This is a genomic window from Pseudooctadecabacter sp., assembly GCF_965657175.1.
Classification (GTDB): Bacteria; Pseudomonadota; Alphaproteobacteria; order Rhodobacterales; family Rhodobacteraceae; genus Octadecabacter.
The window spans coordinates 103449-127413 of the sequence record NZ_CBFHNH010000005.1 but is presented as its reverse complement, the minus strand read 5'-3'; the positions used below and the strand labels follow the sequence as shown (position 1 = coordinate 127413).

General features: G+C 60.8%; 19 protein-coding genes and 1 pseudogene. 12 read left to right on the top strand and 8 right to left on the bottom strand.

Going from position 1 to position 23965, the window contains the following annotated elements; genetic code table 11:
* Nucleotides 1-21: 21 nt before the first annotated feature.
* Nucleotides 22-1242, bottom strand: coding sequence for an acyl-CoA dehydrogenase (locus tag ACTG36_RS06660; protein ID WP_375281008.1), 1221 nt, complete (start codon nucleotides 1240-1242; stop codon nucleotides 22-24).
* A 112-nt stretch (nucleotides 1243-1354) separates the two neighbouring features.
* Between ACTG36_RS06660 and ACTG36_RS06655 the strand changes: the two genes are divergently transcribed.
* The 3 genes from ACTG36_RS06655 (at nucleotide 1355) to ACTG36_RS06645 (ending at nucleotide 5452) form a co-directional block, all read left to right on the top strand.
* Nucleotides 1355-2254: an AAA family ATPase gene (locus tag ACTG36_RS06655; RefSeq protein WP_375281007.1), complete on the top strand. Its 900-nt coding sequence runs from the start codon at nucleotides 1355-1357 to the stop codon at nucleotides 2252-2254.
* Nucleotides 2255-2324: 70 nt separating this feature from the next.
* Nucleotides 2325-3596: a vWA domain-containing protein gene (locus tag ACTG36_RS06650; RefSeq protein ID WP_375281006.1), complete on the top strand. Its 1272-nt coding sequence runs from the start codon at nucleotides 2325-2327 to the stop codon at nucleotides 3594-3596.
* Nucleotides 3597-3637: 41 nt separating this feature from the next.
* A complete protein-coding gene (locus ACTG36_RS06645) occupies nucleotides 3638-5452 on the top strand; it encodes an ABCB family ABC transporter ATP-binding protein/permease (protein WP_439141770.1) in 1815 nt (604 codons plus the stop codon).
* Here ACTG36_RS06645 and ACTG36_RS06640 read toward each other — a convergent pair.
* The 5 genes and pseudogenes from ACTG36_RS06640 to ACTG36_RS06620 form a co-directional block, all read right to left on the bottom strand.
* Entirely contained in the window at nucleotides 5449-5679 is a 231-nt protein-coding gene (locus ACTG36_RS06640; protein ID WP_375281019.1) for a hypothetical protein, read from the bottom strand. The genes ACTG36_RS06645 and ACTG36_RS06640 overlap by 4 nt on opposite strands.
* A 15-nt stretch (nucleotides 5680-5694) precedes the next feature.
* Nucleotides 5695-6117 (bottom strand): calcium-binding protein, encoded by a 423-nt coding sequence (locus ACTG36_RS06635; RefSeq protein WP_439141803.1) that lies wholly within the window; start codon nucleotides 6115-6117, stop codon nucleotides 5695-5697.
* Between the two features lie 17 nt (nucleotides 6118-6134).
* Nucleotides 6135-6431 (bottom strand): annotated as a pseudogene (locus ACTG36_RS06630) (hypothetical protein); the annotation flags it as partial.
* A 221-nt stretch (nucleotides 6432-6652) separates the two neighbouring features.
* Nucleotides 6653-10465 (bottom strand): efflux RND transporter permease subunit, encoded by a 3813-nt coding sequence (locus ACTG36_RS06625; RefSeq protein WP_375281004.1) that lies wholly within the window; start codon nucleotides 10463-10465, stop codon nucleotides 6653-6655.
* Complete coding sequence (locus ACTG36_RS06620) at nucleotides 10462-11673, bottom strand: efflux RND transporter periplasmic adaptor subunit (protein ID WP_375281003.1); 1212 nt, start codon at nucleotides 11671-11673, stop codon at nucleotides 10462-10464. The genes ACTG36_RS06625 and ACTG36_RS06620 overlap by 4 nt, the downstream gene beginning before the upstream one ends.
* 257 nt (nucleotides 11674-11930) lie before the next feature.
* Here ACTG36_RS06620 and ACTG36_RS06615 point away from each other — a divergent pair, with 257 nt between their 5' ends.
* Genes ACTG36_RS06615 through der form a run of 3 tightly spaced genes read left to right on the top strand, consistent with a single transcriptional unit; the run spans nucleotide 11931 to nucleotide 15497 of the window.
* Entirely contained in the window at nucleotides 11931-12614 is a 684-nt protein-coding gene (locus tag ACTG36_RS06615; protein WP_375281002.1) for a tetratricopeptide repeat protein, read from the top strand.
* 24 nt (nucleotides 12615-12638) lie between these two features.
* Nucleotides 12639-13976 carry a PQQ-like beta-propeller repeat protein gene (locus tag ACTG36_RS06610; RefSeq protein WP_375281001.1) on the top strand — a complete coding sequence of 446 codons (1338 nt, stop codon included), beginning with the start codon at nucleotides 12639-12641 and terminating at the stop codon, nucleotides 13974-13976.
* 48 nt (nucleotides 13977-14024) lie between these two features.
* Complete coding sequence (der, locus tag ACTG36_RS06605) at nucleotides 14025-15497, top strand: ribosome biogenesis GTPase Der (RefSeq protein WP_439141767.1); 1473 nt, start codon at nucleotides 14025-14027, stop codon at nucleotides 15495-15497.
* 40 nt (nucleotides 15498-15537) lie between these two features.
* On the opposite strand, the gene ACTG36_RS06600 is transcribed toward der, so the two are convergent.
* Complete coding sequence (locus ACTG36_RS06600; protein WP_375280999.1) at nucleotides 15538-16251, bottom strand: hypothetical protein; 714 nt, start codon at nucleotides 16249-16251, stop codon at nucleotides 15538-15540.
* 143 nt (nucleotides 16252-16394) lie between these two features.
* On the opposite strand from ACTG36_RS06600, the gene ACTG36_RS06595 reads away from it, so the two are divergent.
* A complete protein-coding gene (locus tag ACTG36_RS06595) occupies nucleotides 16395-17660 on the top strand; it encodes a phospholipase effector Tle1 domain-containing protein (protein ID WP_375280998.1) in 1266 nt (421 codons plus the stop codon).
* Here ACTG36_RS06595 and serS read toward each other — a convergent pair.
* Nucleotides 17649-18938, bottom strand: a complete 1290-nt coding sequence (gene serS, locus ACTG36_RS06590; protein WP_375280997.1) for a serine--tRNA ligase — start codon at nucleotides 18936-18938, stop codon at nucleotides 17649-17651. The genes ACTG36_RS06595 and serS overlap by 12 nt on opposite strands.
* Before the next feature lie 157 nt (nucleotides 18939-19095).
* On the opposite strand from serS, the gene yajC reads away from it, so the two are divergent.
* The 5 genes from yajC (at nucleotide 19096) to ccmA (ending at nucleotide 23937) form a co-directional block, all read left to right on the top strand.
* Nucleotides 19096-19377, top strand: a complete 282-nt coding sequence (gene yajC / locus ACTG36_RS06585) for a preprotein translocase subunit YajC (protein WP_375280996.1) — start codon at nucleotides 19096-19098, stop codon at nucleotides 19375-19377.
* Nucleotides 19374-20147, top strand: a complete 774-nt coding sequence (locus ACTG36_RS06580; RefSeq protein ID WP_375280995.1) for a SecDF P1 head subdomain-containing protein — start codon at nucleotides 19374-19376, stop codon at nucleotides 20145-20147. The genes yajC and ACTG36_RS06580 overlap by 4 nt, the downstream gene beginning before the upstream one ends.
* A gap of 122 nt (nucleotides 20148-20269) precedes the next feature.
* On the top strand, nucleotides 20270-22903 hold the full coding sequence (gene secD / locus ACTG36_RS06575) for a protein translocase subunit SecD (RefSeq protein ID WP_375280994.1): 2634 nt from the start codon (nucleotides 20270-20272) through the stop codon (nucleotides 22901-22903).
* Nucleotides 22904-22965: 62 nt separating this feature from the next.
* Nucleotides 22966-23319 (top strand): Mth938-like domain-containing protein, encoded by a 354-nt coding sequence (locus ACTG36_RS06570; RefSeq protein ID WP_375280993.1) that lies wholly within the window; start codon nucleotides 22966-22968, stop codon nucleotides 23317-23319.
* 3 nt (nucleotides 23320-23322) lie between these two features.
* Nucleotides 23323-23937: a heme ABC exporter ATP-binding protein CcmA gene (gene ccmA, locus ACTG36_RS06565; RefSeq protein WP_375280992.1), complete on the top strand. Its 615-nt coding sequence runs from the start codon at nucleotides 23323-23325 to the stop codon at nucleotides 23935-23937.
* Nucleotides 23938-23965 lie beyond the last annotated feature (28 nt).

The following is a 23965-nucleotide window of genomic DNA, read 5'->3' as shown; positions in this document are numbered from 1 at the left end:
CGCGACGATTTCGGGGAGACGTCAAAAGAACGCCTGAAGCCCCGTTTGCGCCCGCCCTAGGATCAGCGCGTGCACATCATGAGTGCCTTCATAGGTGTTGACGGTCTCAAGGTTGACCATGTGGCGCATGATGTGGAATTCGTCCGAAATCCCGTTGCCACCATGCATGTCCCGCGCCGCGCGCGCCACATCCAGCGCCTTGCCGCAGTTGTTGCGTTTCATCATCGAAATCATTTCAGGTGCGGCAGTACCCGCCTCCATCAGCCGTCCCAATTGCAATGATCCTTGCAGGCCCAGCGTGATTTCCGTCTGCATATCCGCCAGTTTCTTTTGGAACAGCTGCGTTTGCGCCAGTGGCTTGCCGAATTGCTTGCGGTCCAGCCCGTATTGCAACGCGGCGTGCCAGCAAAATTCAGCCGCCCCCATCACACCCCATGAGATGCCATAGCGCGCGCGGTTCAGGCAGCCGAACGGCCCCTTAAGGCCCTGCACATTGGGCAACAGAGCGTCTTCGCCGACCTCCACCCCGTCCATCACAATTTCACCGGTGATCGAGGCGCGCAGCGACAGCTTGCCGCCGATCTTGGGCGCGCTGAGGCCGGACATGCCTTTTTCCAGAACAAAGCCCCGGATTTTGCCGTCATGGTGATCCGACTTGGCCCAAACCACAAAGACATCCGCAATCGGCGCGTTGGATATCCACATTTTCGATCCGGTGATCTTGTAGCCAGTGGCCGTTTTGACGGCCCGCGTCTTCATCCCTGCCGGATCGCTGCCTGCGTCCGGTTCGGTCAGCCCGAAACAGCCGATCAAATCCCCCGACGCCAGTCCGGGCAGGTATTTCCGGCGCTGCTCGTCTGACCCGTAGGCGTGGATCGGATACATCACCAGCGACGATTGCACCGACATCATCGATCGGTAACCGCTGTCGACCCTCTCAATCTCACGCGCCACAAGGCCGTATGTCACATAGCCAGCACCCAGCCCGCCGTATTCTTCGGGGATCGTCAGCCCCAAAAGACCCGCATCGCCCATCTGCTTGAAAATGGCAGGGTCCGTTGCCTCCTCGCGGTAGGCGTCCTTGACGCGGGGCTGCAAGGTGTCTTGCGCAAAGGTCCGCGCCGCATCGCGCAACATGCGTTCATCTTCGGTCAGCTGGTCTTCAATCCGCAGGGCATCGGCCCAGTCAAAGGCGGCCAGATCAGGGCCAAAGCCGGTTTTGATGGGGGACACATCGGTCATAAGAACGCTCCACATTGATTAGGGATTACTTAACGGCTGCCGCGGCGGGTCACAATGCGCGGCTTGACGCGGTGGGTTTGGGATGCAGCTATGGAACCAAAGAGGGCCAAAGATGCAAACCATTGACGATGTGCAAACCATGCTTGCCGATCAAGGCTACGTCTGCGGCCGCGCGTTGGCAACGGTGGTGTTCTTGTCCCAGTCTTTGGGTCGGCCGTTGTTTCTGGAGGGCGAGGCCGGAACCGGCAAAACCGAAATCGCCAAAGCGCTGGCGGCCTCACTGGGCCGCGATTTGATCCGTTTGCAATGCTACGAAGGTCTGGACGCGGCGTCTGCCGTATACGAATGGAACTTCGCCGAACAGATGATCGCCATCCGCACGGCAGAAGCCGCAGGCGGGGCGGACCGCAACGCGCTGAAATCCGAACTTTTCACCGAAGACTACCTGATCCCACGTCCGCTGTTGCAGGCCATGCGTCCCAACCCCAAAGGCGCGCCTGTCCTGCTGATCGACGAAATCGACCGCACCGATGCCCCGTTTGAGGCGTTCCTGCTTGAAGCGCTCAGCGATTTTCAGGTCACGATCCCCGAACTGGGCACCATCAAAGCGCCCGAACCGCCGCTTGTGATCCTCACCTCCAACCGAACCCGCGAAGTCCACGACGCCCTCAAACGGCGCTGTTTGTACCACTGGGTCGACTACCCGACCTTTGATCGTGAAATGGATATCCTCACCGCGCGGGTGCCCGATGCCGCGCGCGACCTCAGCCGCGAGGTCGTGGCCTTTGTCCAACGATTGCGCGGGGAGGATCTGTTCAAAACCCCGGGCGTGGCCGAAACCATCGACTGGGCGAAATGCCTGCTGGCGCTGGATGTGATCACCCTGTCGCCGGAGGTGATCAGCGACACCTTGGGTGCGATCCTGAAATACCAAGACGACATTCAGGCGTTGCAAGGCTCGGCCGCCAAACGTCTTTTGGATGAGGCCCGAGCGGATCTGGCGACGGGATGATGTTTCTCTGGTTCCAAAATACCTCGGGGGAGGCCGCAAGGCCGGGGGCAGCGCCCCCCTCCGACGCCTTATGAAATACCCCGACCTCCCCCTGCCGGATGACCCCAGCCTCGCGCGCAACATTACCCATTTTGCCCGTGCCCTGCGCCGCGCGGGCTTGCCCATTGGGCCGGGTCGCGTCCTTGACGCGGTTCGGGCCATTCGGGCTGCGGGCTTCACCAAACGGGCGGATTTTTTCTATACGTTGCAGGCCTGTTTTGTCAGCCGCCCCGATCAGCGCGATGTCTTTGCGCAAACCTTCCGGCTCTATTGGCGCGACCCGCAGTATCTGGAACATATGATGTCTCTCCTGATCCCGCAGGTGCAGGGCCTCAATGAAGACCGCCCACCGGAGCCTGCGGAAAAACGTGCGGCCCAAGGCATTTTGGACGTCCCGCCCCCCATCACCCCGCAAGAGGCTGAAGAGACTGAGATCGACATCGACGCCTCCCACACGATGTCGACGCAGACCCAGATCAAAACCCTCGATTTCGAACAGATGAGCGCGGATGAAATGGCCCGCGCGCGGCGTATTCTGTCCACCCTGCGCCTGCCAGTGAAACCTCTCCCCTCGCGCAGGACGCGCGGCGGGGCCGGGGCCTTGCCCGATTGGCGCCAGACCCTGCGGGCGGCAAACCGGCAGGGTGGGGAGGTCATCAAATTCATGACCCGCGCCAAACGCACCCAGCCGCCCAATCTGGTGGTGCTGTGCGACATTTCCGGCTCCATGTCCGCCTATTCCCGTGCGGTGCTGCATTTCACCCACACGGTGTCGAACCAGCGCGGCGCGGGCTGGGGGCACATCCACGCCTTCACCTTCGGCACCCATCTGACCAACATCACCCGCCATCTGCGCACCCGCGACGTGGACGCGGCACTGACCGCTGCAGGTACACAAGCCCAGGATTGGGAGGGGGGCACACGCATCGGGGCGTGCCTTGACCGGTTCAACCGCGACTGGTCGCGGCGGGTGTTGGGGCAGGGGGCGGTTGTGCTGTTGATCACCGACGGGCTGGACCGCGATGATGCGGGTCTTTTGTCCAGCGCGATGCAGCGGCTGTCGCGGACGGCGCGGCAGGTCATATGGCTCAACCCTTTGATGCGCTGGGCGGAGTTCGCGCCCAAAGCACGCGGTATTCAGGCGATGCTGCCCCATGTGGACAGCTTTCGCGCAGGCCACAACATTGCGTCCCTCGAAGGGCTGGCGGCAGCCATGGCAGACCCGACTGACGCGGGCGACAAGGCCCGCATGATGGCGATGATGCGCGAACAATCTGACGTGATGGGTGGCAAAGCAGCGTAAGGCACCCTAAGTAAACGCATCTGTTCAGATGAAAGACCTTTATGCGCAGCCTTCCCAAAACCTCCACCAATCTTAACGATGACCAAATTCAGGGCTGGAAGGTCGTCAAACGTGTCATCCCCTACCTGTGGCCCGACGATCAGCCATGGGTCAAACGACGGGTCGTCGCGGCCTTGGCGGTGTTGTTTCTGGCCAAGGTGATCGCCGTCGGCACCCCGATTTTTTACAAGAACGCGGTGGATGCGCTGTCTGGCGAAGGAACGGGCATGTTGCTGGCGCTGGGCGCTGTGGGCCTGACCATTGCCTACGGTGTGGCGCGGTTGATGAATGTGGGCTTTCAACAGCTGCGCGATGTGATCTTTGCGCGGGTGGGGCAACGGGCGTTGCGCGCGCTGGCGCTCGAGACGTTTACCCACATCCACCGGCTGTCCTTGCGCTATCACATCACCCGCAAAACAGGCGGGTTGAGCCGGATCATCGAACGGGGCGTCAAGGGTGTGGAATTCCTGCTGCGGTTCTTGCTGTTTTCCATCGGCCCCCTTGTGCTTGAGCTGTTGATGATCTCAATCGTTTTGTTTTTTCTCTTTGATGCCTGGTACTTGGCGGTCGTTGTTGGCACGATTGCGCTTTATATCTGGTTCACCTTTACGGTCACCGAATGGCGCGTGAAAATCCGCAAGGAGATGAACGACCAAGACACGGACGCCAACCAAAAAGCCATCGACAGCTTGCTGAATTTCGAGACGGTCAAGTATTTCGGCGCCGAAGCGCGGGAGGCCGCGCGCTATGATGTGGCGATGGCAGGCTACGAAAAGGCCGCGTTGAAGACGTCTTATTCGCTGGCCTTTTTGAACTTTGGCCAGTCCGTGCTGATCACCGGCGGCTTGGTCGCCGTGATGGTTATGGCGGCCGTTGGCGTGCAAAACGGTGCGCTGACCGTGGGCGATTTTGTCATGGTGAACGCCTATATGATCCAGATCACCATGCCGTTGAATTTTTTGGGCACGGTTTATCGCGAAATCCGGCAGGCGCTGGTCGATATGGGGGAGATGTTCACCCTTTTGGAACAACCCGCCGAGGTCAATGACCGCGACGGCGCAAAGCCACTGGACGTGTCCGGCGGGGAGGTGGTGTTTGAGAACGTCTATTTTGGTTACGACGCCGAACGTCCGATCCTCAAGGGCGTTGATCTGGCTGTGCCTGCGGGGCAAACGGTGGCGATTGTGGGCTCGTCCGGGTCTGGCAAATCCACGATCGGGCGCCTGTTGTTCCGGTTCTATGATGTGAACGACGGGGCCATCTGCATCGACGGACAGGACGTGCGCGATGTGACCCAAGACAGCTTGCACGACCAGATCGGCGTGGTGCCGCAGGACACGGTGCTGTTCAACGACACCATCCGCTACAACATCGCGTACGGGCGGGACGGGGCCTCGTTCGATGAGATCGTGGCGGCGGCCAAGGCCGCGAAAATCCACGACTTCATCGAAGGGTTGCCCGACGGGTACGAGACAACCGTGGGCGAGCGCGGGTTGAAGCTGTCGGGCGGTGAGAAACAGCGCGTGGGCATCGCGCGAACCTTGCTGAAAAACCCGCCAATCCTGATTTTGGATGAGGCAACGAGCGCCCTGGACACGGATACCGAGATGGAAATCCAAAGCGAACTCAAGGCGATGGGGGAGGGGCGCACGGTGCTGACCATCGCCCACCGCCTGTCCACGATCGCCGATGCGGACCGGATTGTGGTGCTGGAAAACGGTGTGATCGTGGAAGAGGGCAGCCATGATGCGCTGCTTGAGGCCGAAGGGCGCTACGCGCAGTTGTGGCACCGCCAGCAGCAAGACGAGGCGGCTTAACCCCCGTTTGGCCCTGCATCGATCGAAAGGTTCGCGACATTCAAATCGGACGACTGGGTGTTGAGGATCAGCGCATAGTCATTGCCGTCAATCGACACCATCACCGACCCGTCGTCGCGGTCTTCGTATGTGATGTCCCCAAACGTAGGGTTGCCCAACCCATCGGCCCGCAATTCGATCATGTCTTCGTCCGGGTTGAAGTCAGCGATGACCACAGGCTCGAACACGTCAACGGTACCCGCTCAGAGGAATGTGGCGATTGTGTCTTCGCCTTCGCCCCCGAAAAGGGTCGATCCGTTGACGGCAAAGACTCTGTCGTTGCCGTCGCCGCCATACAAGGTATCAGGCGCGGCAAAGTCATTATAGCTGATGTCCGTTCGCAAAGACGGCGCTGACTTAATCTGATCGTCGCCCGTGCCGCCATAAACGATGTCGGCCCCCACGCGGGTCGAGATATGATCGTTCCCTGATCCACCATAAATGGTGTCATCATCCGTGATCCCGCCGAAGACTTCGGTGCCGTAAATCTGAGGGTCATTGATCCAATCGTTTCCGCTGCCGCCATGCACTTCGTCATCGCCAAAACGAGTTGCACTCTCGTCGCTTCCCGCGCTGCCGTTGACTGTGACTTCGTCTTCCCCGTCGCGAAGGCTAGAATTATATATATAACGATCCGGTCCGCATCGTTGCCACCAAAGACGATGTCTTGTCCGCCCCGGCTCCTTAGATAGTCGCTGCCTTCGCCGCCAAAGAGCGTGGAGTTTCCAGAGCCTTCAAGGATGACATCGTCACCATCCAACCCATAGACAAGAAGGTCATCGTTGGTTTGGTCGTCTAGTCGGTCATTTTGGTCTGTCAATTCGGTGGGAGGGGAAGTGTCGTCGATGGGCGCATCCTCGGTGGTATTGTCGGTGCTGTTGAAAACATCCAACACCAAGCCAACGCCAAAAGCCGCGCCAAGTAGTAAAATCAATTCCATCTTTACACGCCATTACCTTTACAAAATATGGTGCACGACTGGGCTGGAAAAAAACAAATAGAATAGGCAGTTCCGGCAGAGCAGCGTTGAAGTCGCGACGCGCCTGACGGTACAGACCGCGGCCTGTCGCAACATCGCAAGGCTTGAGTGGTGGGGAGGACACGCGGCAAAGGGGTGTGCAGGTCTGGCAAAAAGGGCGGCCCATTGGAACCGCCCTTTCTTTACTCGGCCGCCTGGAGGGGCGGGTGGGGTCTGTTCGGGGTATCGTCCCCGTCGTTAGATGCCTCCGGTTCGACATTGGCCTCCAGCTCCGTCACGCCATGGGAGGAATCAGGGTCGCCCCAGATGATCTCCGGCGCTTTGACGCGCCTGGCCTCACGGGCCAACGCCCAGTCTTCGGCAGCACGGCTTGAACGGCCACCGCCCAATTTGGCCAGCGACCAAGCGCCCCAACGGGCATAGGTCGTGACCCAGACGCGCAGGGCCAGCATGGACGGCGTGAACACCAGCGTCAGAACGGTCGCGATGCCAAGGCCGAAGACCACAGCGGTCGCGAGCTGTTTCCACCACAGCGATGTGGGGCTGTCGACGCTGTAGCCGCCGCCGATGAAATCAAGGCTGAGACCGAACATCATGGGCGCCAGACCGGCCATGGTGGTGATGGTGGTCAGCAGCACGGGGCGAATCCGGTCTTCGGCGGTGCGGGTGATCGCCTCGGTCCTTGGCATGTAACGTTCGTATTCTTGATAGGTGTCGATCAGAACGATGTTGTTGTTCACCACGATCCCCGCCAGCGCCACGATGCCCGTGCCCGTCATGATGATCGAAAACGCCTGATCCATGACCAACATGCCGATCAGCACGCCGGTGGTGGACAGGATCACCGCCAGCAACACCAGCACCGAATTGTAGATGGAGTTGAACTGCGCCAGCAGGATGATGAACATCAGCGCCAGCGCGCCCATGAACGCCGTGGCGAGGAAGGCACCGGATTCGGCCTGATCGGCTTGGTCGCCAGTCCATTCGTAATTGACCGACGCGGGGAGCGGCTGGGTATCGAGCCATGCTGTCAGCACTTCAATACGTTCGTTGCCGTTGACGACCACGGGCAGGGCATCACCATCGGTGATGGCTTGCTGCACGGCGTCAACGCTGGCCGCATCCGCAAGGGTCACGACTTCGAACAGATCGCCGCCGGTGGTTTCAACGGTGCGGGTGCCGTCTGCGACGGTCTCATTCTCAGCCACTTCGCGGAAGATGCCGAGGGTGGATTGCGCGTCGCCTTCGCCGGTCACGAATTTGGTCAGGCCCGGCAGAACATCCGCCTTGATGTCGAAATAGCGTGCCTGATCGATACGGTCGATCTGGGCCAGTTTCGGCACCGGCGTGCGGGTGATGAAGTTAGACAGCGGCACAAGCCCCGCGTTGGTGCGCACACGCAGGCTGTCGAGGGTGGACAGCACGCGGTCTTGTTCGGGCAGGCGGACGCGGATTTCGATCTCTTCGTCCGATGAGTCCACGCGCATGGTGTCCAGCAAGATACCGCGTGTGACCAGTTGCACCATGCCGCCGACCGTCGCCACGTCCGCGCCAAAACGACCGGCTTTTTCGACGTCCACGTCGATCTGCCAGTCGATGCCGGGCAGGGGGCGGCTGTCTTCGATCAGGGTCAGGCCCGTGGTGGTGTCAAACTTGGCGCGGGCGATGGCCGTGGCCTCTTGCAACTGGGTCCAGTTGTCGCCCGACAGTCGCAGGTGCACCGGTTTGGCCGCCGCCGGACCACGGCTGAGGTTGAGGATTTCGGTGCGGATTCCGGGGATCGTGGCCAGTTCGGCGGTCAGCCGTTCCAGCACCAGATCGCCGTCCAACGTGGTGGGGTCGATGTCGTTGGCGCGGGCAAAGGCGGGGCGGTCGTCCCATGGCACAAGTTCCAGCTGCAACTGACCGACGGTGTCGCGGGGGCCTTCGCCGCCGCCGGTGTTCTGGTTCAGACCGCCTGCACCAGCAAAGGCAAAGACCGACTGGATGCCCGGTTCGGCCAAGGCAATCGCCTCAGCCTGAGCGACGATAGCGTCTTTTTCATCAATGCTGAGGTTGCCGCGCGCCTGAACGTAGACGATCGCCTGTTCGGGTTCGGATTCCACAAAGAATTCCACGCCGTTGTTGTTGGCCCCAAAGTAGGTGAAGGTCGTCATCACCGCGAACACCACCGCTGCGATGGAGACGATTGGCATGATCGGGTTGCCCGCGATGAAGTGGATCACATGGCCAAAGATCGATCGGCGGTAGCCTGCTTTGATCCGCTTGGCGGGGCGTTCGATTTTGGCGGCCCCCACGGTGATGGACACCGCAACGGCACCGGCCAAGAACAGGATCATACCGGGGAGGGAGGCAAAGAAGCTGCCCTCGACCATGGCGCCGGTGAAATAGCCGGGGTTCAACGTGAGCATGGCACCGGCAAAGACCATCATGATGGCGGGTGCAATCAGGGCCACTCGGACGATCCAAGGAAGGGTGCGTTTCAGGGCCTCTGACGCGGCACCAAAGGCGTTGGACATACGGCCCGTGACGCCGCCCATGACGGGCAGATAAATCAATGCCACGATGAGCGAGGCCGACAGTACAAAGATGATCGTGACCGGCAACATGCCCATGAACTGCCCCGGGACACCAGGCCAGAACAGCATGGGCAGGAAGGCACACAGCGTGGTCGCGGTGGAACTGACGATGGGCCAGAACATGCGTTTGGCCGCATCCGTGTAGGCCTGCATCGGCCCCGCGCCGTCTTTCATGCGTTTGTCGGCGTATTCCACCACAACGATGGCGCCGTCCACCAACATGCCCACGGCCAAGATCAAGCCGAACATCACGATGTTGGAAATCGTGACGCCCATCACGGCGAGGAAGGCGAAACACAGCAAGAAAGACGTGGGGATCGCAAAGCCCACCAGCAAAGCAGGCCGCATGCCAAGGGCTGCCAGAACAACGATCATCACCAGCGCGATGGCCGTCAGAACGGACCCCTCAAGCTGGCGGACCATGCTGTCCACGTTGCGCGATTGGTCGTTGCTGACACCCACTAGCACGGCGTCGCGCAGGTCTTGGGGCCAGCTTGCGACCTCGGCATCGACCACGGTTTTCACCTCGGCCGCCGTGTCGATCAGGTTGAAACCGCGGCGTTTGACCACCTGAAGCGCCACAGTTGTGGTGCCGTTAAAGCGTGCGGTGCTGGCGCGGTCTTCGAACGTCAGGCGGATTTCGGCAAGGTCCCCAAGGGTGATGACGCGGTCGCCATTGGTTTTGACCGGCAGGGTGTAGATGTCGCGCGGTTCGTCAAAACTGGACGGGATTTTGACCGCGAAGGAGCCTTGATCAGTCGCAACCTCACCTGCGGCAATCAACAGGTTGTTCTGGGTGACGACGTTGATCAGCTCACCTGCGGTGACGTTGTAGGCTTCCAGTTTCAGGGGATCGATCAGAACCTCGATCATCTCATCGCGTTGACCGGTCAGCGACGCCTCAAGCACGCCGTCGATGCCTTCTACGGCCTCTTGCAGGTCTTCGGCCACTTGAATCAGGGTCCGTTCGGGGACGTTGCCTGTCAGGTTGACGATGACGATGGGAAATTCGGAAAAGTTGATTTCGTTGATGGAATAATTGTCCGCGCCTGCCGGGAACTGCCCCTCGGCCGCGTTCATCGCATCGCGGATGTCGGCCATGGTGTCGGTCTTGTTCCAACCAAAGTCGAATTCAAGCGCGACCCCTGCGTAGCCTTCCGCCGCGGTGGCCGTCATTTCCAGCAGGCCATCAATGTCCTGCAATTCCGCTTCCATGGGTTTGACCAGCAACGTCTCCGAATCCTCGGCTGAGATGCCGGGGAAGGGGACGGAGACGAAGATCACCGGAATTTCGATATCAGGCTCACCCTCTTTGGGAAGGCCCGTGTAGGCAAAGGTGCCGGCCAGCAGGGACAGCACGATAAAGGCAATCACCATCCGCGCGCGGGAGGCTGCGACATCAACGAGTTTAATCATCCCTCGGCCTCCTGCATGGTCGGTATGACGGGCACACCGTCGGTGACGTATTCTTGGCCCACAACGATCACATCAACCGTCTCAGGCAGGCCGGTGACCCAGATGCCGTCGATGGTGTCGCGCAGCACGCCCACAGGCAAAAAGCGCGCGATGTTGCCGTCGCCCACCACGCGGATGCCGATGTTGCCGTCGTTGTCCAAAGTCATGGAGGACGCGGGCAGCAGATGTGCGCTGCGCCCGTCTGACGCCACAAGGATTTCGGCGGTCTGGCCGTCGCTGATCGCAAAATCAGCGTTGGGCACTTCGATTTCCACGCGGAAGGTGCGGGTTTGCTCATCGGCGGACCGAGACAGGAAGCTGACCTGACCGACAACCTCTTGCCCCGATGTCAGGCGCGCACCGGCGCGGGCGCCGACGGCGATTTGGGCCACGTTGTCTTCGGGCACAAAGCCCACCAGCTTGATCGGGTCCAATTGAATGATCGTGGCGCAGGGCGCTCCGGGCTGCATCAAGGTGCCCAGTTCAGCGGTGTCGGATTCCAGCAGGCCGGAGAAGGGGGCTGTGATGTTGAGCCGTTCGAGTTCTTTTTCTGCGGCGGCAACACCGGCCTGTGCGGCCTCAATCCCGGCCTGTGCGCCGGTCACTTGGCTGGTCGCGCGCTGGACGCCTGCGTTTGCGGCCTCAAGGGCGGCTTCGGCGCTGACCAGACGGGTGGTGGAGGCAAAGCCATCCTGGCTCAGCTGTCGGGCGGCGTTGACGTTGATTTCGGCCTCACGGACGCGGGCCTGTGCTTCGGCCACGGCGGCCTGTGCCTCTGGCACGCGGCCTTGTGCTTCGGTCAGACGGGCGCGGGCTTCGGCGAGCGATGAGGCGCGCGTGCCAGGGTCCAGCTGGCACATCGACTGACCTTCTTCGATGGTGGCACCCTTGCGAATGGGCTCCGAAATCACCTGACCGGAAGTTTCAGAGGCGACGGTCACCTGCCGCGCGGCCTCCGTGCGGCCGCGCAAAATCACCGCGCTGTCGACGATTTCCGCGACAGAGGTCATGGCCACAACGCTGACGGGGTCAATCGTGTCGGGCCCGTCCTCTGTTTCATCCGCCGAGGGTTCGACTTGCGCAAAGGCAAGAAGCTGTTCGCGTTCGAACACCAGCGCGTAAAGGGTCAACGATACGATGATCGCGGTGAAGAGGGGCATGATACGCATTTGGCAACTCTCAAAGTCGGGGCCGAGGTAAAGGTGTTTCGGGCCTTGTCTATGTCTTGGGACATATAAACGTTTACGCTAAACTGACCAGTTCAGATTAAAGAAATTTTGCCGCAGGTGCAACATGAGAAAGTAAACTGTATTTACATTGCTGACATTCAAGGCTTTGACCGGTTTTCCGCCCCCATCTGCGTGCGGCCCTTGCCCCCCTTTGCCGGTTCAAGATAAGAGGGGGCAAGACATGGGGTGAGGACCAAATGAGCAACACAGACAGCTTTATCGATGAGGTCTCAGAAGAGGTCCGCAAGGATCAGCTTTTTGGGTACATGCGTAAATATGGCTGGATCGCCGTTTTGGTGGTTCTGGCACTGGTCGGCGGCACCGCGTTCAGCGAAATCCGCAAGGCCCAAGCAGAGGCTGCGGCCAAATCCACGGGCGATGCCATTTTGGCAGCCCTTGAAATTGACGATGATGCCGCCCGCGCCACGGCCCTTCAGGCGATTGAGGCCGACGGCGGTGCGGCAGCCGTGACCGGCTTGCTGGCCGGATCTGATCTGGTGGAAACCGGCGATGCAGAGACCGCGACGCAAACGTTGAACGCCGTGGCCCTTCAGGATGATGCGCCACAGGTTTATCGCGATCTGGCCGCTCTCAAGGCTGCGATGATTGCGGACGGCCCGTTGTCTGATGATGACCGCCGCGCCACGTTTGAACGCCTTGCGGCACCAGGTGCCACGTTCCGTCTGATTGCGCAGGAACAACTGGCGTTGATGAATGTGGCCGCCGGTGAAACGGACCTTGCCCTCGATCAGTTTGCCGCCATCGCACAGGACGCTGAGGTCACACGGGGCTTGCGTGATCGTGCATTCGATATGATTGTGGCATTGGACGGTGATATCGAGAGTTTGATCTTGGGCAACACCGACCCGATCGACCAATAAACCCGACCTAAAGGGGGGGACAACGTGACAGGCCAAGACACACCCAGCACGGGACGGTTCCGGACATCTGTATTGACGCTTTTGGCGGCGGCGGGCCTTTTGGTGGCCTGCGGCGAACAGGACATCATCCTGCCCGGTGAACGGCTTGGCATTCGGGGCGAGGCTTTGGGGGCGGACGCGTTCGTCAATGAAACGCGCCCGATTTCACTGGCAGCCCAAGTCACCAATACCGATTGGACCCACCGCAATGGTGGCCCCACGCACCGCATCACCCACCCTACGTTGAACGCCACTTTGACGCCGGTCTTTGCCGCCAATATCGGTGCGGGCAACAGCCGCCGCTTGCGGATCACCGCTGATCCGATTGTGTCGGGCGGACGCATTTTCACGTTGGATGCAAAATCCCAAGTGACGGCGACATCTACTGTCGGTCAAACGCTTTGGGCGCAAAGCGTCATTCCCGTGACGGACAATCCCACCGACGCCTCTGGCGGCGGGTTGGCCGCAGACGGTGATCTGGTCATCGCCACCACCGGTTTTGGTGAGGTCGTGGCCCTTGATGCAGCCTCTGGCGGGGAAATCTGGCGTCAGGATCTGGATGCACCCGGCACATCCGCGCCCACGATCAGGGGTGATCTGGTCTATGTGGTCAGCCGCGACGGGCGCGCTTGGGCGATTGAACGGGGCAATGGGCGCGTGCGTTGGACCATCGGCACCACCGAGCCGGTTTCGAATTTCTCAGGCGGGGCGGGGGCGGCTGTGACCGCTGATTTGGCGATCTTCCCGTTCCCGACGGGCGAGGTCCTCGCGGCGTTCCCCGAAGGCGGCTTACGCCGCTGGTCAACGGTGGTGACAGGGCAGCGGCCCGGTCAGGCCGCATCGAACATTTCCGACATTGCCGGTGATCCGGTCGTGGACGGCGACCGCATCTATGTGGGCAACGTGTCGGGCCGTGTGGTGGCGTTGAATGCAGCCAACGGGGACCGCGACTGGACAGCGACCGAAGGGGCCGTTGGCCCTGTCTGGCCTGCAGGCGGGTCGATTTTTCTGGTGAATGATCTGGGCGAGTTGGTCCGGCTGGATGCCGCTGACGGCACACCTGTCTGGCGTGTGGCATTGCCGGGGTTCGAAGAAACCCGCGAACGCCGCCAGAAGACACGTTTCGCCCATTACGGCCCGATTGTTGCGGGGGGCCGCGTGATCGTGGCCTCAGGCGACGGCCTTTTGCGCCAGTTTGATCCGACCTCCGGCGCGCTTGTGGGCACGGCCCCCATTGCGGGTGGTGCGGCGTCAAATCCGGTTGTTGCGGGCGGCACCTTGTATGTCGTGACGCAGCGTGGGCAACTGGTGGCTTTCCGTTAGGCGGTAAAGGGTGTAGTGGGCGGCACTTAACCTGATAGAGTCGTAACCATGTCCTTCACACTCGCCATCGTGGGCCGCCCCAATGTGGGGAAATCCACCCTCTTTAACCGTCTTGTCGGCAAAAAGCTGGCGTTGGTCGATGACCAACCCGGTGTGACGCGCGATTTGCGCGAAGGGGCGGCGCGGCTGGGGGATCTGAAGTTCACCATCATCGACACCGCCGGTCTGGAAGAGGCGACGGACGACAGCCTGCAGGGCCGGATGCGCCGCCTGACCGAACGTGCCGTGGAAATGGCTGATATCTGTCTGTTCATGTACGACGGTCGCACAGGCGTGATGCCCGCGGATGAGGTCTTTGCCGATATTCTGCGCAAGAAAAACGCCCATGTGATTTTGGCAGCGAACAAATCCGAAGGCAAAGCCGCCGATGCCGGCGTGTTGGAGGGGTACAACCTCGGCTTGGGCGAACCGATCCGTTTGTCGGCAGAACACGGGGAGGGGTTGGGTGAGTTGTATGACGTCCTCATGCCCTTGTCCGATGAATTCGAAGAACGCGCCGCGGCTGACGCGCCAGAGACGGATGTGGATGTTGAGGACGACGAGGACGATGAAGGCGCACGTGTGCCAACCCGCGCCAAGCCATTGCAGATTGCCGTCGTGGGCCGCCCGAATGCGGGCAAATCCACGTTGATCAATAAGATCCTTGGCGAAGACCGGTTGCTGACCGGGCCCGAGGCGGGGATCACCCGTGACGCGATTTCAGTGCAGATGGATTGGGCGGCAGGGGACAGTTCTGTGCCCGTGCGGATTTTCGACACCGCAGGCATGCGCAAACGGGCCAAGGTACAGGAAAAGCTTGAGAAATTGTCGGTCAGCGACGGTCTGCGCGCGGTGAAATTTGCCGAGGTCGTGGTGGTGTTGCTGGATGTTGAAATCCCGTTTGAACAACAGGATTTGCGCATCGCCGATCTGGCCGAACGCGAAGGCCGTGCGGTGGTCCTGGCCGTGAACAAATGGGATGTGGAGCCTGAAAAGCAGGCCAAGCTGAAAGAGCTGAAAGAGGCGTTCGAGCGGCTGTTGCCACAGCTGAAAGGCGCGCCCTTGATCACTGTGTCCGCCAAAACGGGTCGCGGTCTTGATCGCCTGCAAGAGGCGATCTTGCGCGCCCATGACATCTGGAACCGCCGTGTCACCACCGCACAATTGAACCGGTGGCTCATGGGCATGACCGAGGCCCATCCGCCCCCCGCTCCGGGCGGGCGACGCATCAAGATGCGCTATATGACGCAAGTGAAAACGCGGCCTCCGGGGTTTGTGGTGATGTGTTCGCATCCCGACATGTTGCCCGCCAGTTATTCGCGGTATCTGGTCAACGGATTGCGGTTGGATTTCGACATGCCCGGCACGCCGATCCGTCTGCACTTCCGGTCACAGGCGGACAAGAACCCCTATAAAAACAAAACCAAATCCACCCCATCCCGTCTGCGCAAGCATTTGGGCAAGGGACGCGCGGATGAGTAGGGTTTTTAGGTATTTTTGAACCAGAGAAACGAAGCGTCGTCTAGGACGCGACCGCGCGCATGCCACTGCGGGCTTGATAGGCGAGGAGTGTGCCAATCGCCGCGATGCCAAGTGCTGCTTCGGCTGACACCAAGGTCATGCCGTTGGCGACAATGATGCCGACCGATGCCCAGATCACCGTCAGCCCGTAACCGGGTGCGTTGGGTTTGATCCACTGAACGGGTAGGGCAATTGCCAACGCCAGAGCGATACCCGCATAGGCCCAGCCGGTTTGATCAAACAACACGCCGTAGCCTGCCATAGTGGATCCGATGGACACACAGGATGCGGCCGTCAGCCAGCCTGCATAAATCGACACAGGCCAACGCGCCCAGCCTGCGTCATGATCCGGGGCGCGCAACATGGCGATCACCGCAGGCACGGCCATGGCGATGATCAGCACCGTGGCGCCAATCGCCGTCTGGTTGGCCACCCACAACCACGGGGTGCCCAAGGCGAGGCTGATAATCAGCGGCGCGCGCATGATGTCCCACGCAGGGTCAGTCGCCCGTCTCCAGACGCCAAAGACCGCCGACACCACCAGCCAGCCGTAAATCAGGCCCCAGATGGAAAAGGCATAGCCCGCAGGTTGGATGGGCGGGTCGATCTGGGGGATCGGCAGCTGATCGGCCTCAAACCCGCTGAACGGGGAGGTAAAGGCGGGGGAGATCACGAATGTGACGGTGAACAGCAATGTCAGAAGTGCGCGGGTCATGTGCAGGCCTTTGGTTCTTTGATCTTTAACGCGCGGTCGGGGCGTTTGGTTCATTCTGGGGCCTCGGGGGCAGGAATTTCCGACTTGACCCTAGGGCAGGATGTTTTTCACCATTCCGCAGAGATTTTTAAAAGGCACCTATTATGAAACGCATCGTTATTTTTATCGACGGCACATGGAACAGACCGGATGCCGAACACCCCACCAATGTTGTGCGGCTGGCGCGCTGTGTGCAGCACCGGACGGACAGCGGGATGCCTCAGGTGGTTTTATATACCGCAGGCGTGGGGTCGGGGGCGGGCAACAACCGCGTGGCGCGCAAGATGGACCGTGTTTTTGGCGGCACCTTGGGCTGGGGGCTTTTGGCTCTGATGGAGGACATGTACCGCCGGTTGGTCTTCGCCTATGAGCCGGGGGATGAGGTCATGATCTTCGGCTTTTCGCGCGGTGGCTTTGCGGCGCGGTCGCTGGTGGGGTTCATCCGGTCGGCAGGCATTTGCGGGCGCGACCGGCTGCGCGATATCCCGGATGCGGTCGCCCGTTACGTGTCACGCGCGCCTGAGACCCATCCGCGTACGCCAGAAAGCTATGCCTTCCGGTTGGGGTTTTCTCCGGATGTGGTGACATCCCTGAACGAACGCGCGTGGCGCAAAGACAACGGGCATTTGAAACCGGATGTGGTGGACCTGCGCATCGCCTATTTGGGCGTTTGGGACACGGTAAAGGCGCTTGGACTGCCCGCCGCCCTGCCAGGTGCGGCGCGGTTCAACAGCAACTACACGTTCCATGATGCCAAGCTGTCGTCGATGGTGATGGCCGCGCGCCACGCCATTTCCATTGATGAACAACGCAAGACCTTTCCGGCCATGCCATGGGACAACATGGCGGTATTGAACAGTGAAAACAATCACTTCGTGCCGGAATACCTGCAACAATGGTTCCCCGGAAACCACGGGTCCGTGGGCGGCGGGGGCAGCCGGCGGGGGCTGTCGTCTGTGTCGCTGAACTGGATCATGTTGGGGGCGGCCAAGGCCGGTCTGGCGCTGGATTGGCGTGAGATGCGCCATGTGGCGGACCGGTTTGATGTGGATGAACCGCTTGATAATAAGTTCGGGCCTGTGGGCTTGGCTTCGGTCCTCAATAAATGGTCGACCCATCGGGACGGGCCCAAGGACCTGTCCGAGATGTCGATGCTGGCCATTGACCGCGCCTTCACGGACAAGACCTACCGGCGCAATCCGACCCTGAAACACATCTATGACGCGCTGTACCGCATGGACGAGACACAGCGCCAACACATGCGTGAGGCCCACCGGCTGACCGATGGGGCCTACACCCATGTGCCGGGTCAGCTGACATGGCCGGGACCACCGGAGTGGTCCCGCACGCCCGACACGTTAGACGAGTGATCCGTCGGCGCTGATGGCTGTTTTGCCACCCAGATAAGGATGCAAAGCCGCCGGAAGCGTGACGGAGCCGTCGGGCTGCTGGCCGTTTTCCAGCACTGCGATCAGGCAGCGCCCGACCGCAAGGCCGGACCCGTTGAGGGTGTGGACAAACTGCGGCTTGCCGCCTTCGCTGGGTTTAAACCGCGCGTTCATGCGGCGCGCCTGAAAATCCCCCGTGGTCGAAACCGACGAGATTTCGCGGTAAGTGTTCTGGCCGGGCAACCATGCCTCAATATCAAAGGTGCGGCGCGCGCCGAACCCCATGTCGCCGGTGCAAAGCACGACGGTTCTGTAAGGGATTTCAAGACGTTCGAGGATATCCTCAGCGCAGCGCAACATGCGTTTTTGTTCCGCGTCAGACTGGTCTGGGTGGGTGACCGACACCATTTCAACCTTTTCGAACTGGTGCTGACGCAGCATACCGGATGTATCGCGGCCCGCTGATCCGGCCTCGGACCGGAAGCACAAGCTATGGGCGGTGTAGCGGCGGGGCAGGTAGGATTCCTCGATCACGTGACCGGCGGCGATATAGGTCAGCGGCACTTCGGAGGTCGGGATCAGCCACATGCCGTCTTCGGTGCGGTAGCTGTCGTCGCCAAACTTGGGCAGCTTGTCGGTGCCATACATGGCGTCATCGCGCACCAGAACGGGGGTGTTGACCTCTGTAAGGCCGTTGTCGGTGGTGTGCACGTCCAGCATAAACTGCGCCAAAGCGCGGTTCACACGGGCCACAGCCCCGCTGAGGAGCACAAACCGCGCACCTGAGATTTTCGCGGCCGTTTCAAAATCCATACCGCCTTTGACGGCGGGAATGTCGTAGTGTTCCAGCGCGCCCTCAATCTCGCGCGGGGTGCCCCAGCGGTTGATTTCGACGTTATCGGCCTCATCCGCGCCATCGGGCACATCGTCTGCGGGCAGGTTGGGGATTTCGGCCAGACGGGCGGTCAGGGCGGCATCCTGCGCCTTGGCTTCCTCATTCAACGCGGCGATTTGTTGTTTCTTTTCAGCGACCAAGGCGCGCAGGCGTTCGAATTCCGCCTCATCACCACGGCCCTTGGCAGCGCCCACTTCTTTGGCGGCTTTGTTGGCCTCGGCCTGTGCGGTCTCGGCCGCTTGGATTTTGGCGCGGCGGGCCTCGTCCATCGCCAGAAGCTCACCTGACACGGGCTGATCCCCACGACGAGACAGGGCTGCGTCGAAGGCGGCAGGGTTCTCTCGGATGGCGCGGATGTCGTGCATTGGAATATCCTTGGCTAATTATTACGTGGGCTGGGATATGGCGCAAAACGCGCCCCATGAAAAGCACATGCTGCGCGTTGCGAATCCCCGGTCGCAAACGTAGGGTGCCGCAACTTTGGCGCGGGGGGTCCGGGCCAAGAGACAAGAAAGAACGATTATGGAAGCCATCGGCCAATTTATCCCGCTTATTCTGATCTTTGCGATCATGTATTTCCTGCTGATCCGTCCGCAACAAAAGAAACTGCAGCAGCATCAGGCGATGGTGGCGGCCCTGCGGCGGGGCGATCAGGTTGTCACCCAAGGGGGTCTTATCGGAAAGGTCAACAAGGTCGTGGACGATGGCGAAGTGATCGTTGAACTGGGAGAAGGCATGAAAGTGCGCGTCGTGCGGTCGACCATTGCACAGGTCCTCAACAAGACAGAGCCCGCAGACGGATGATCCGACTGGCGCTTGCCTTTTTGGGGATAAGCGTCGGCGCGGTCAGTGCCCAAGGGGCCGTGCGCGCGGCCTCAGTCCTGGATGTGTGCGGTGGCACGCAGGTTGCCTTGCAACCGGTGTTGGCGCAGGACGGCGAAGACCACGAAGCGGCAGCGCAGGTCGTTTCAAACCGTTTGGTGGGCGTCTTTGGTGACGCCTATCACTACGCCGAAGCCATGGGGGATGAGGTCATCGTGTCTTTGCCTGGCGTGGCGGACGTGGACAGCGCATCCCTTGATCCGCTGTTTGAACAAGTGGGGTTCGGCTTTCACACTGCCATCCGCGAAGTTGCCCGCGACACGGCTGAGGCACCGGGCGAAGGCCAGGTGATCCTGCCTGACGCGGAGATTGACGCGCTCAGCTGGGTGATCATGGCAGAACCGATCTTGACCGCCGATCATCTGGTGGATGCGGGTACGATCTTTGATTACAGCGGCCAACCTGCGGTGAGCTTTCAGTTCACCCCCGAAGGCCGTGAGGTTTTTGGCACCTATACCTCCCAAAATATTGGGGAGGTTTTTGCCATTGTCGTGCGTGGAGAGGTCATGTCAGCCCCGCGCATTATGGATGCGATCTGGGGCGGTGAGGGGATGCTGACCGGCGCCTTTACCATTCAAGACACCGCGCGTCTGGCCGCCGTTTTGCAGGGCGGTGTGATGCCCTTCGATATGACCATTGTGCGTCAGATCCGTGTGGACGGGTCCAACCCGGCGGCAGATTTCTGCCCCTAGTGGCCAGTTTGCACGGGCTTTTGCGTTGGGCCCTGTTGACGACGCCCTAAATACCCTTTCAAGACAGATACGAACATGGCCGCTGCCCGCAGCCGCCTTAGCCCGAAAGACAGGACACCCTGATGCTTAAGATTGATCTTTGGAAACGCATGGCAATTTGGCTCGTGGTGGCGTTTGGCATCGCCGTGGCCATGCCCAACGGGTTCTACAACACGGTAGAGCAGTCCAACGACGCAGAGGCGGCCTTGGCCGCTGGCGAAACGGGGTCCGATCTTGAGGCGCAGGCGGCGGCTTGGCCGTCGTTCCTGCCCGACAATCTGGTCAATCTGGGGCTGGATTTGCGCGGCGGGGCGCAGCTTTTGGCCGAAGTGAAGGTTGAAGAGGTTTATGAAACCCGCATGCGCGCGCTTTGGCCTGAGGTCCGCGATGTGCTGGCCGCCCAGCGGGATACGGTCGGGTTTGTGACCGACGAGAGCAACACCGAAGGCGAATTGCGCGTGCGGATTTCCGAACCCGCAGGCATGGACCGAGCTTTGTCATTGGTGCGCGGTCTGGCCCAGCAAGTGGTCAGCGTCACAGGCGTGGGGCAGACGGATATCGTGGTGCGGGCGGTGTCCGACACCGATCTGGTCATCACCCTGTCCGAGGCTGAAATGCAGGCCACGGATGACCGCACCGTGCGCCAAGCCCTTGAAATTGTGCGCCGCCGGATTGACGAAGTCGGCACCCGTGAGCCGTCCATCCAGCGTCAGGGTGCGACCCGTATCCTGATCCAGGTGCCCGGTGTGGGGTCGGCGCAAGAGGTCAAGGACATCATTGGCACCACCGCGCAACTGGGCTTTCACCCCGTCGTAGGCCGCACCAATGACGCGGGTGAACGGGCAGGGGCGGGCAACGTTGTGCTGCCGTCACTGGATGAGGAGGGGGTGTTTTACATCGTCGAACGCTCCCCCGTTGTGACCGGTGAGGATCTGGTGGATAGCCAGCCCACGTTTGACCAAAACAACCGCCCCGCCGTGACGTTCAGATTCAACCCGTCGGGCGCGCGCAAGTTTGGCGATTATACGCTCGAAAACATTGGGTCGCCCTTTGCGATTGTTCTGGATGATGAGGTCGTATCGGCGCCCACCATTCAGGCGCATATCTCAGGCGGGTCAGGGATTATCACGGGCCAGTTCACGGTTGAGGAATCGACCAATCTGGCCGTGTTGCTGCGCGCCGGTGCCTTGCCGGCAGACCTGGATTTCTTGCAAGAACAGACCGTTGGCCCCGATCTGGGACAGGACAGCATCAATGCAGGAGCCATCGCCAGTCTGGTCGCCTTTGCGCTGGTGCTGATTTACATGGTCCTCAGCTACGGGCTGTTTGGTATCTTTGCCAATGTGGCCTTGCTGGTGAACGTGGCGCTGATCTTTGGGCTGTTGTCGCTGATCGGCGGCACGCTGACCTTGCCGGGCATTGCGGGGATCGTGTTGACCATCGGTATGGCGGTGGACGCCAATGTGCTGATCTTTGAACGGATCCGTGAAGAAGCCCGCACCGCCAAAGGCCCCGCCCGCGCGATTGAGTTGGGGTATGAAAAGGCGCTGTCTGCCATCATTGACGCCAACATCACCACCTTCCTGACTGCTGTGATCCTGTTTGCCATGGGCGCAGGCCCTGTGCGCGGGTTCGCGATTACGCTGGGTCTGGGCATCCTGACATCGGTCTTTACGGCGATTTTTGTGACCCGTTTGCTGGTGGTGATCTGGTTTGAACGCAAACGTCCCAAGGCGTTGTTCACAGGCAAGTATCTGCGGCTGGTCAAGGCTGGCACGGCGTTTGATTTCTTCAACCGCGCCAAGATGTGGCTTGGGATTTCTGGGATCATGGTTTTGATCGCGGCAGGGTCCTTTGCCTATCAGGGCTTGAATTTCGGCATTGATTTCAAGGGCGGCACGACCTTGCGGACCGAAAGCGCGCAGGTGATCGACGTGGGCGAATACCGCGCCGTGGTTGAGGCGCTTGAGGTGGGCGAAGTCATGGTGACGGAAGTGTTCGACCCCACCTTCGGGCCGGACGAAAACGTGGCCACTGTGGCGCTTCAGGCGCAAGACGGCGAGGAGGCGGTGACCAACGATACCATCGATGCCGTCCAAGACGCCCTGCGCACCATCGATCCGGACATGACCTTCCCTGCGGTGGAATCGGTCGGGCCAACCGTGTCGGGAGAGTTGATTCAGGCGGCGATTTTGGCGGTGGTCTTGGCCATCGGCGCAGTGCTGATCTACATCTGGCTGCGGTTCGAATGGCAGTTCGCCTTGGGCGCCGTGGCGGCGCTTGTGCATGACGTGGTGCTGACGATCGGTATCTTCTCGGAGCTGCAAATCCGGTTTGATCTGGCGATCATCGCGGCACTTCTGACCATCGTGGGCTATTCGTTGAATGACACTGTGGTGGTGTTTGACCGCGTTCGTGAAAACCTCCGCAAGTATAAGGCCAAGGACCTGAAGGAGGTTTTGAACCTGTCGATCAACGAAACGCTCAGCCGGACGTTCATGACGTCGTTCACGACCTTGCTGGCGCTGATATCGCTCTATGTGCTGGGCGGGGATGTGATCCGCGGGTTCGTCTTCGCGATGATTTGGGGCGTGATTGTGGGCACCTATTCGTCGATCTTTGTGGCCTCGACCACCTTGCTGGTGCTTGGCGTGAAACGGGACTGGTCGAATGACAACAAGAACGTGGGCGGACAATATGCCAACATTGATGCTTGACGGTCTGGTCGCAGGCCGACCCTCCGGGGGGAGTTTTTTGGGCCAGATGAAGGAGGGGCGTCATGCGCCTGAATGAGGTTGTTTACACGGACGCCAAGCCTGTCGATGGCTATGGCCCGGGGTTTTTCCGCATCGACGGTGAGGTCTATCACGGCGCCCTTGTCGTGCTGCCCACGGGCATCGCCCCTTGGGGTGGCTACGCCGATGCGCAGACCCTAATTGATGCGGTGGCCGATCTGGATGTGGTGTTTGTGGGCACCGGTGCCGACATCGCCCATATCCCCGCCGATCTGCGCGTAGCCCTTGAGGACGCAGGCCTGGGGGTTGAGGTTATGTCGTCGCCCACCGCCTGCCGCACCTACAATGTTTTGCTAAGCGAGGGCCGCCGCGTCGGGCTGGCCTTGCTGCCGGTCTAGCGGGTGCTGCGGGTCCGTAACCTTGCGGTTGCGCGCGGTGGCGTGCCGGTGTTGGAAGGCGTGTCTTTCGACGTGGCCGAGGGGCAGGCGCTGGTGTTGCGCGGCCCAAATGGCGTGGGCAAAACCACCTTGTTGCGCACGCTGGCGGGGTTACAGCCCGCCCTGTCCGGTGAGGTGAATTTCGCGGAAGATACGGGCGCATACGCCAGCCACGCGGACGGGATTAAGGCGCAGCTGACCGTGACCGAAAACCTTGCCTTTTGGGCGCAGGTTCATGGGGGGGAATTACCAGATGAGGTGTTCGATGCCTTTGATCTGGTGGACCTGCGGGACCGTTTGGCGGGCACATTGTCCGCAGGACAAAAACGCCGCCTCGGGTTGGCGCGCCTTGGTGTCATCGGACGCCGCGTTTTGTTTCTGGATGAACCGACGGTCAGTCTGGACGGCTTTTCCGTCAAGATGTTCGCGGCGTGGCTGCGGGACAGCCATTTGGCACATGGCGGCGTAGCCGTCATCGCCACTCATATCGACCTTGGCATCGACGCGCCCGAGATGGACCTGACCCCGTTCAAAGCCACGGCTGAGGCCACCGGCGGGTCGGACGAGGCATTCCTATGAGGCCGACGCGCGGTGACGCGCGATATTA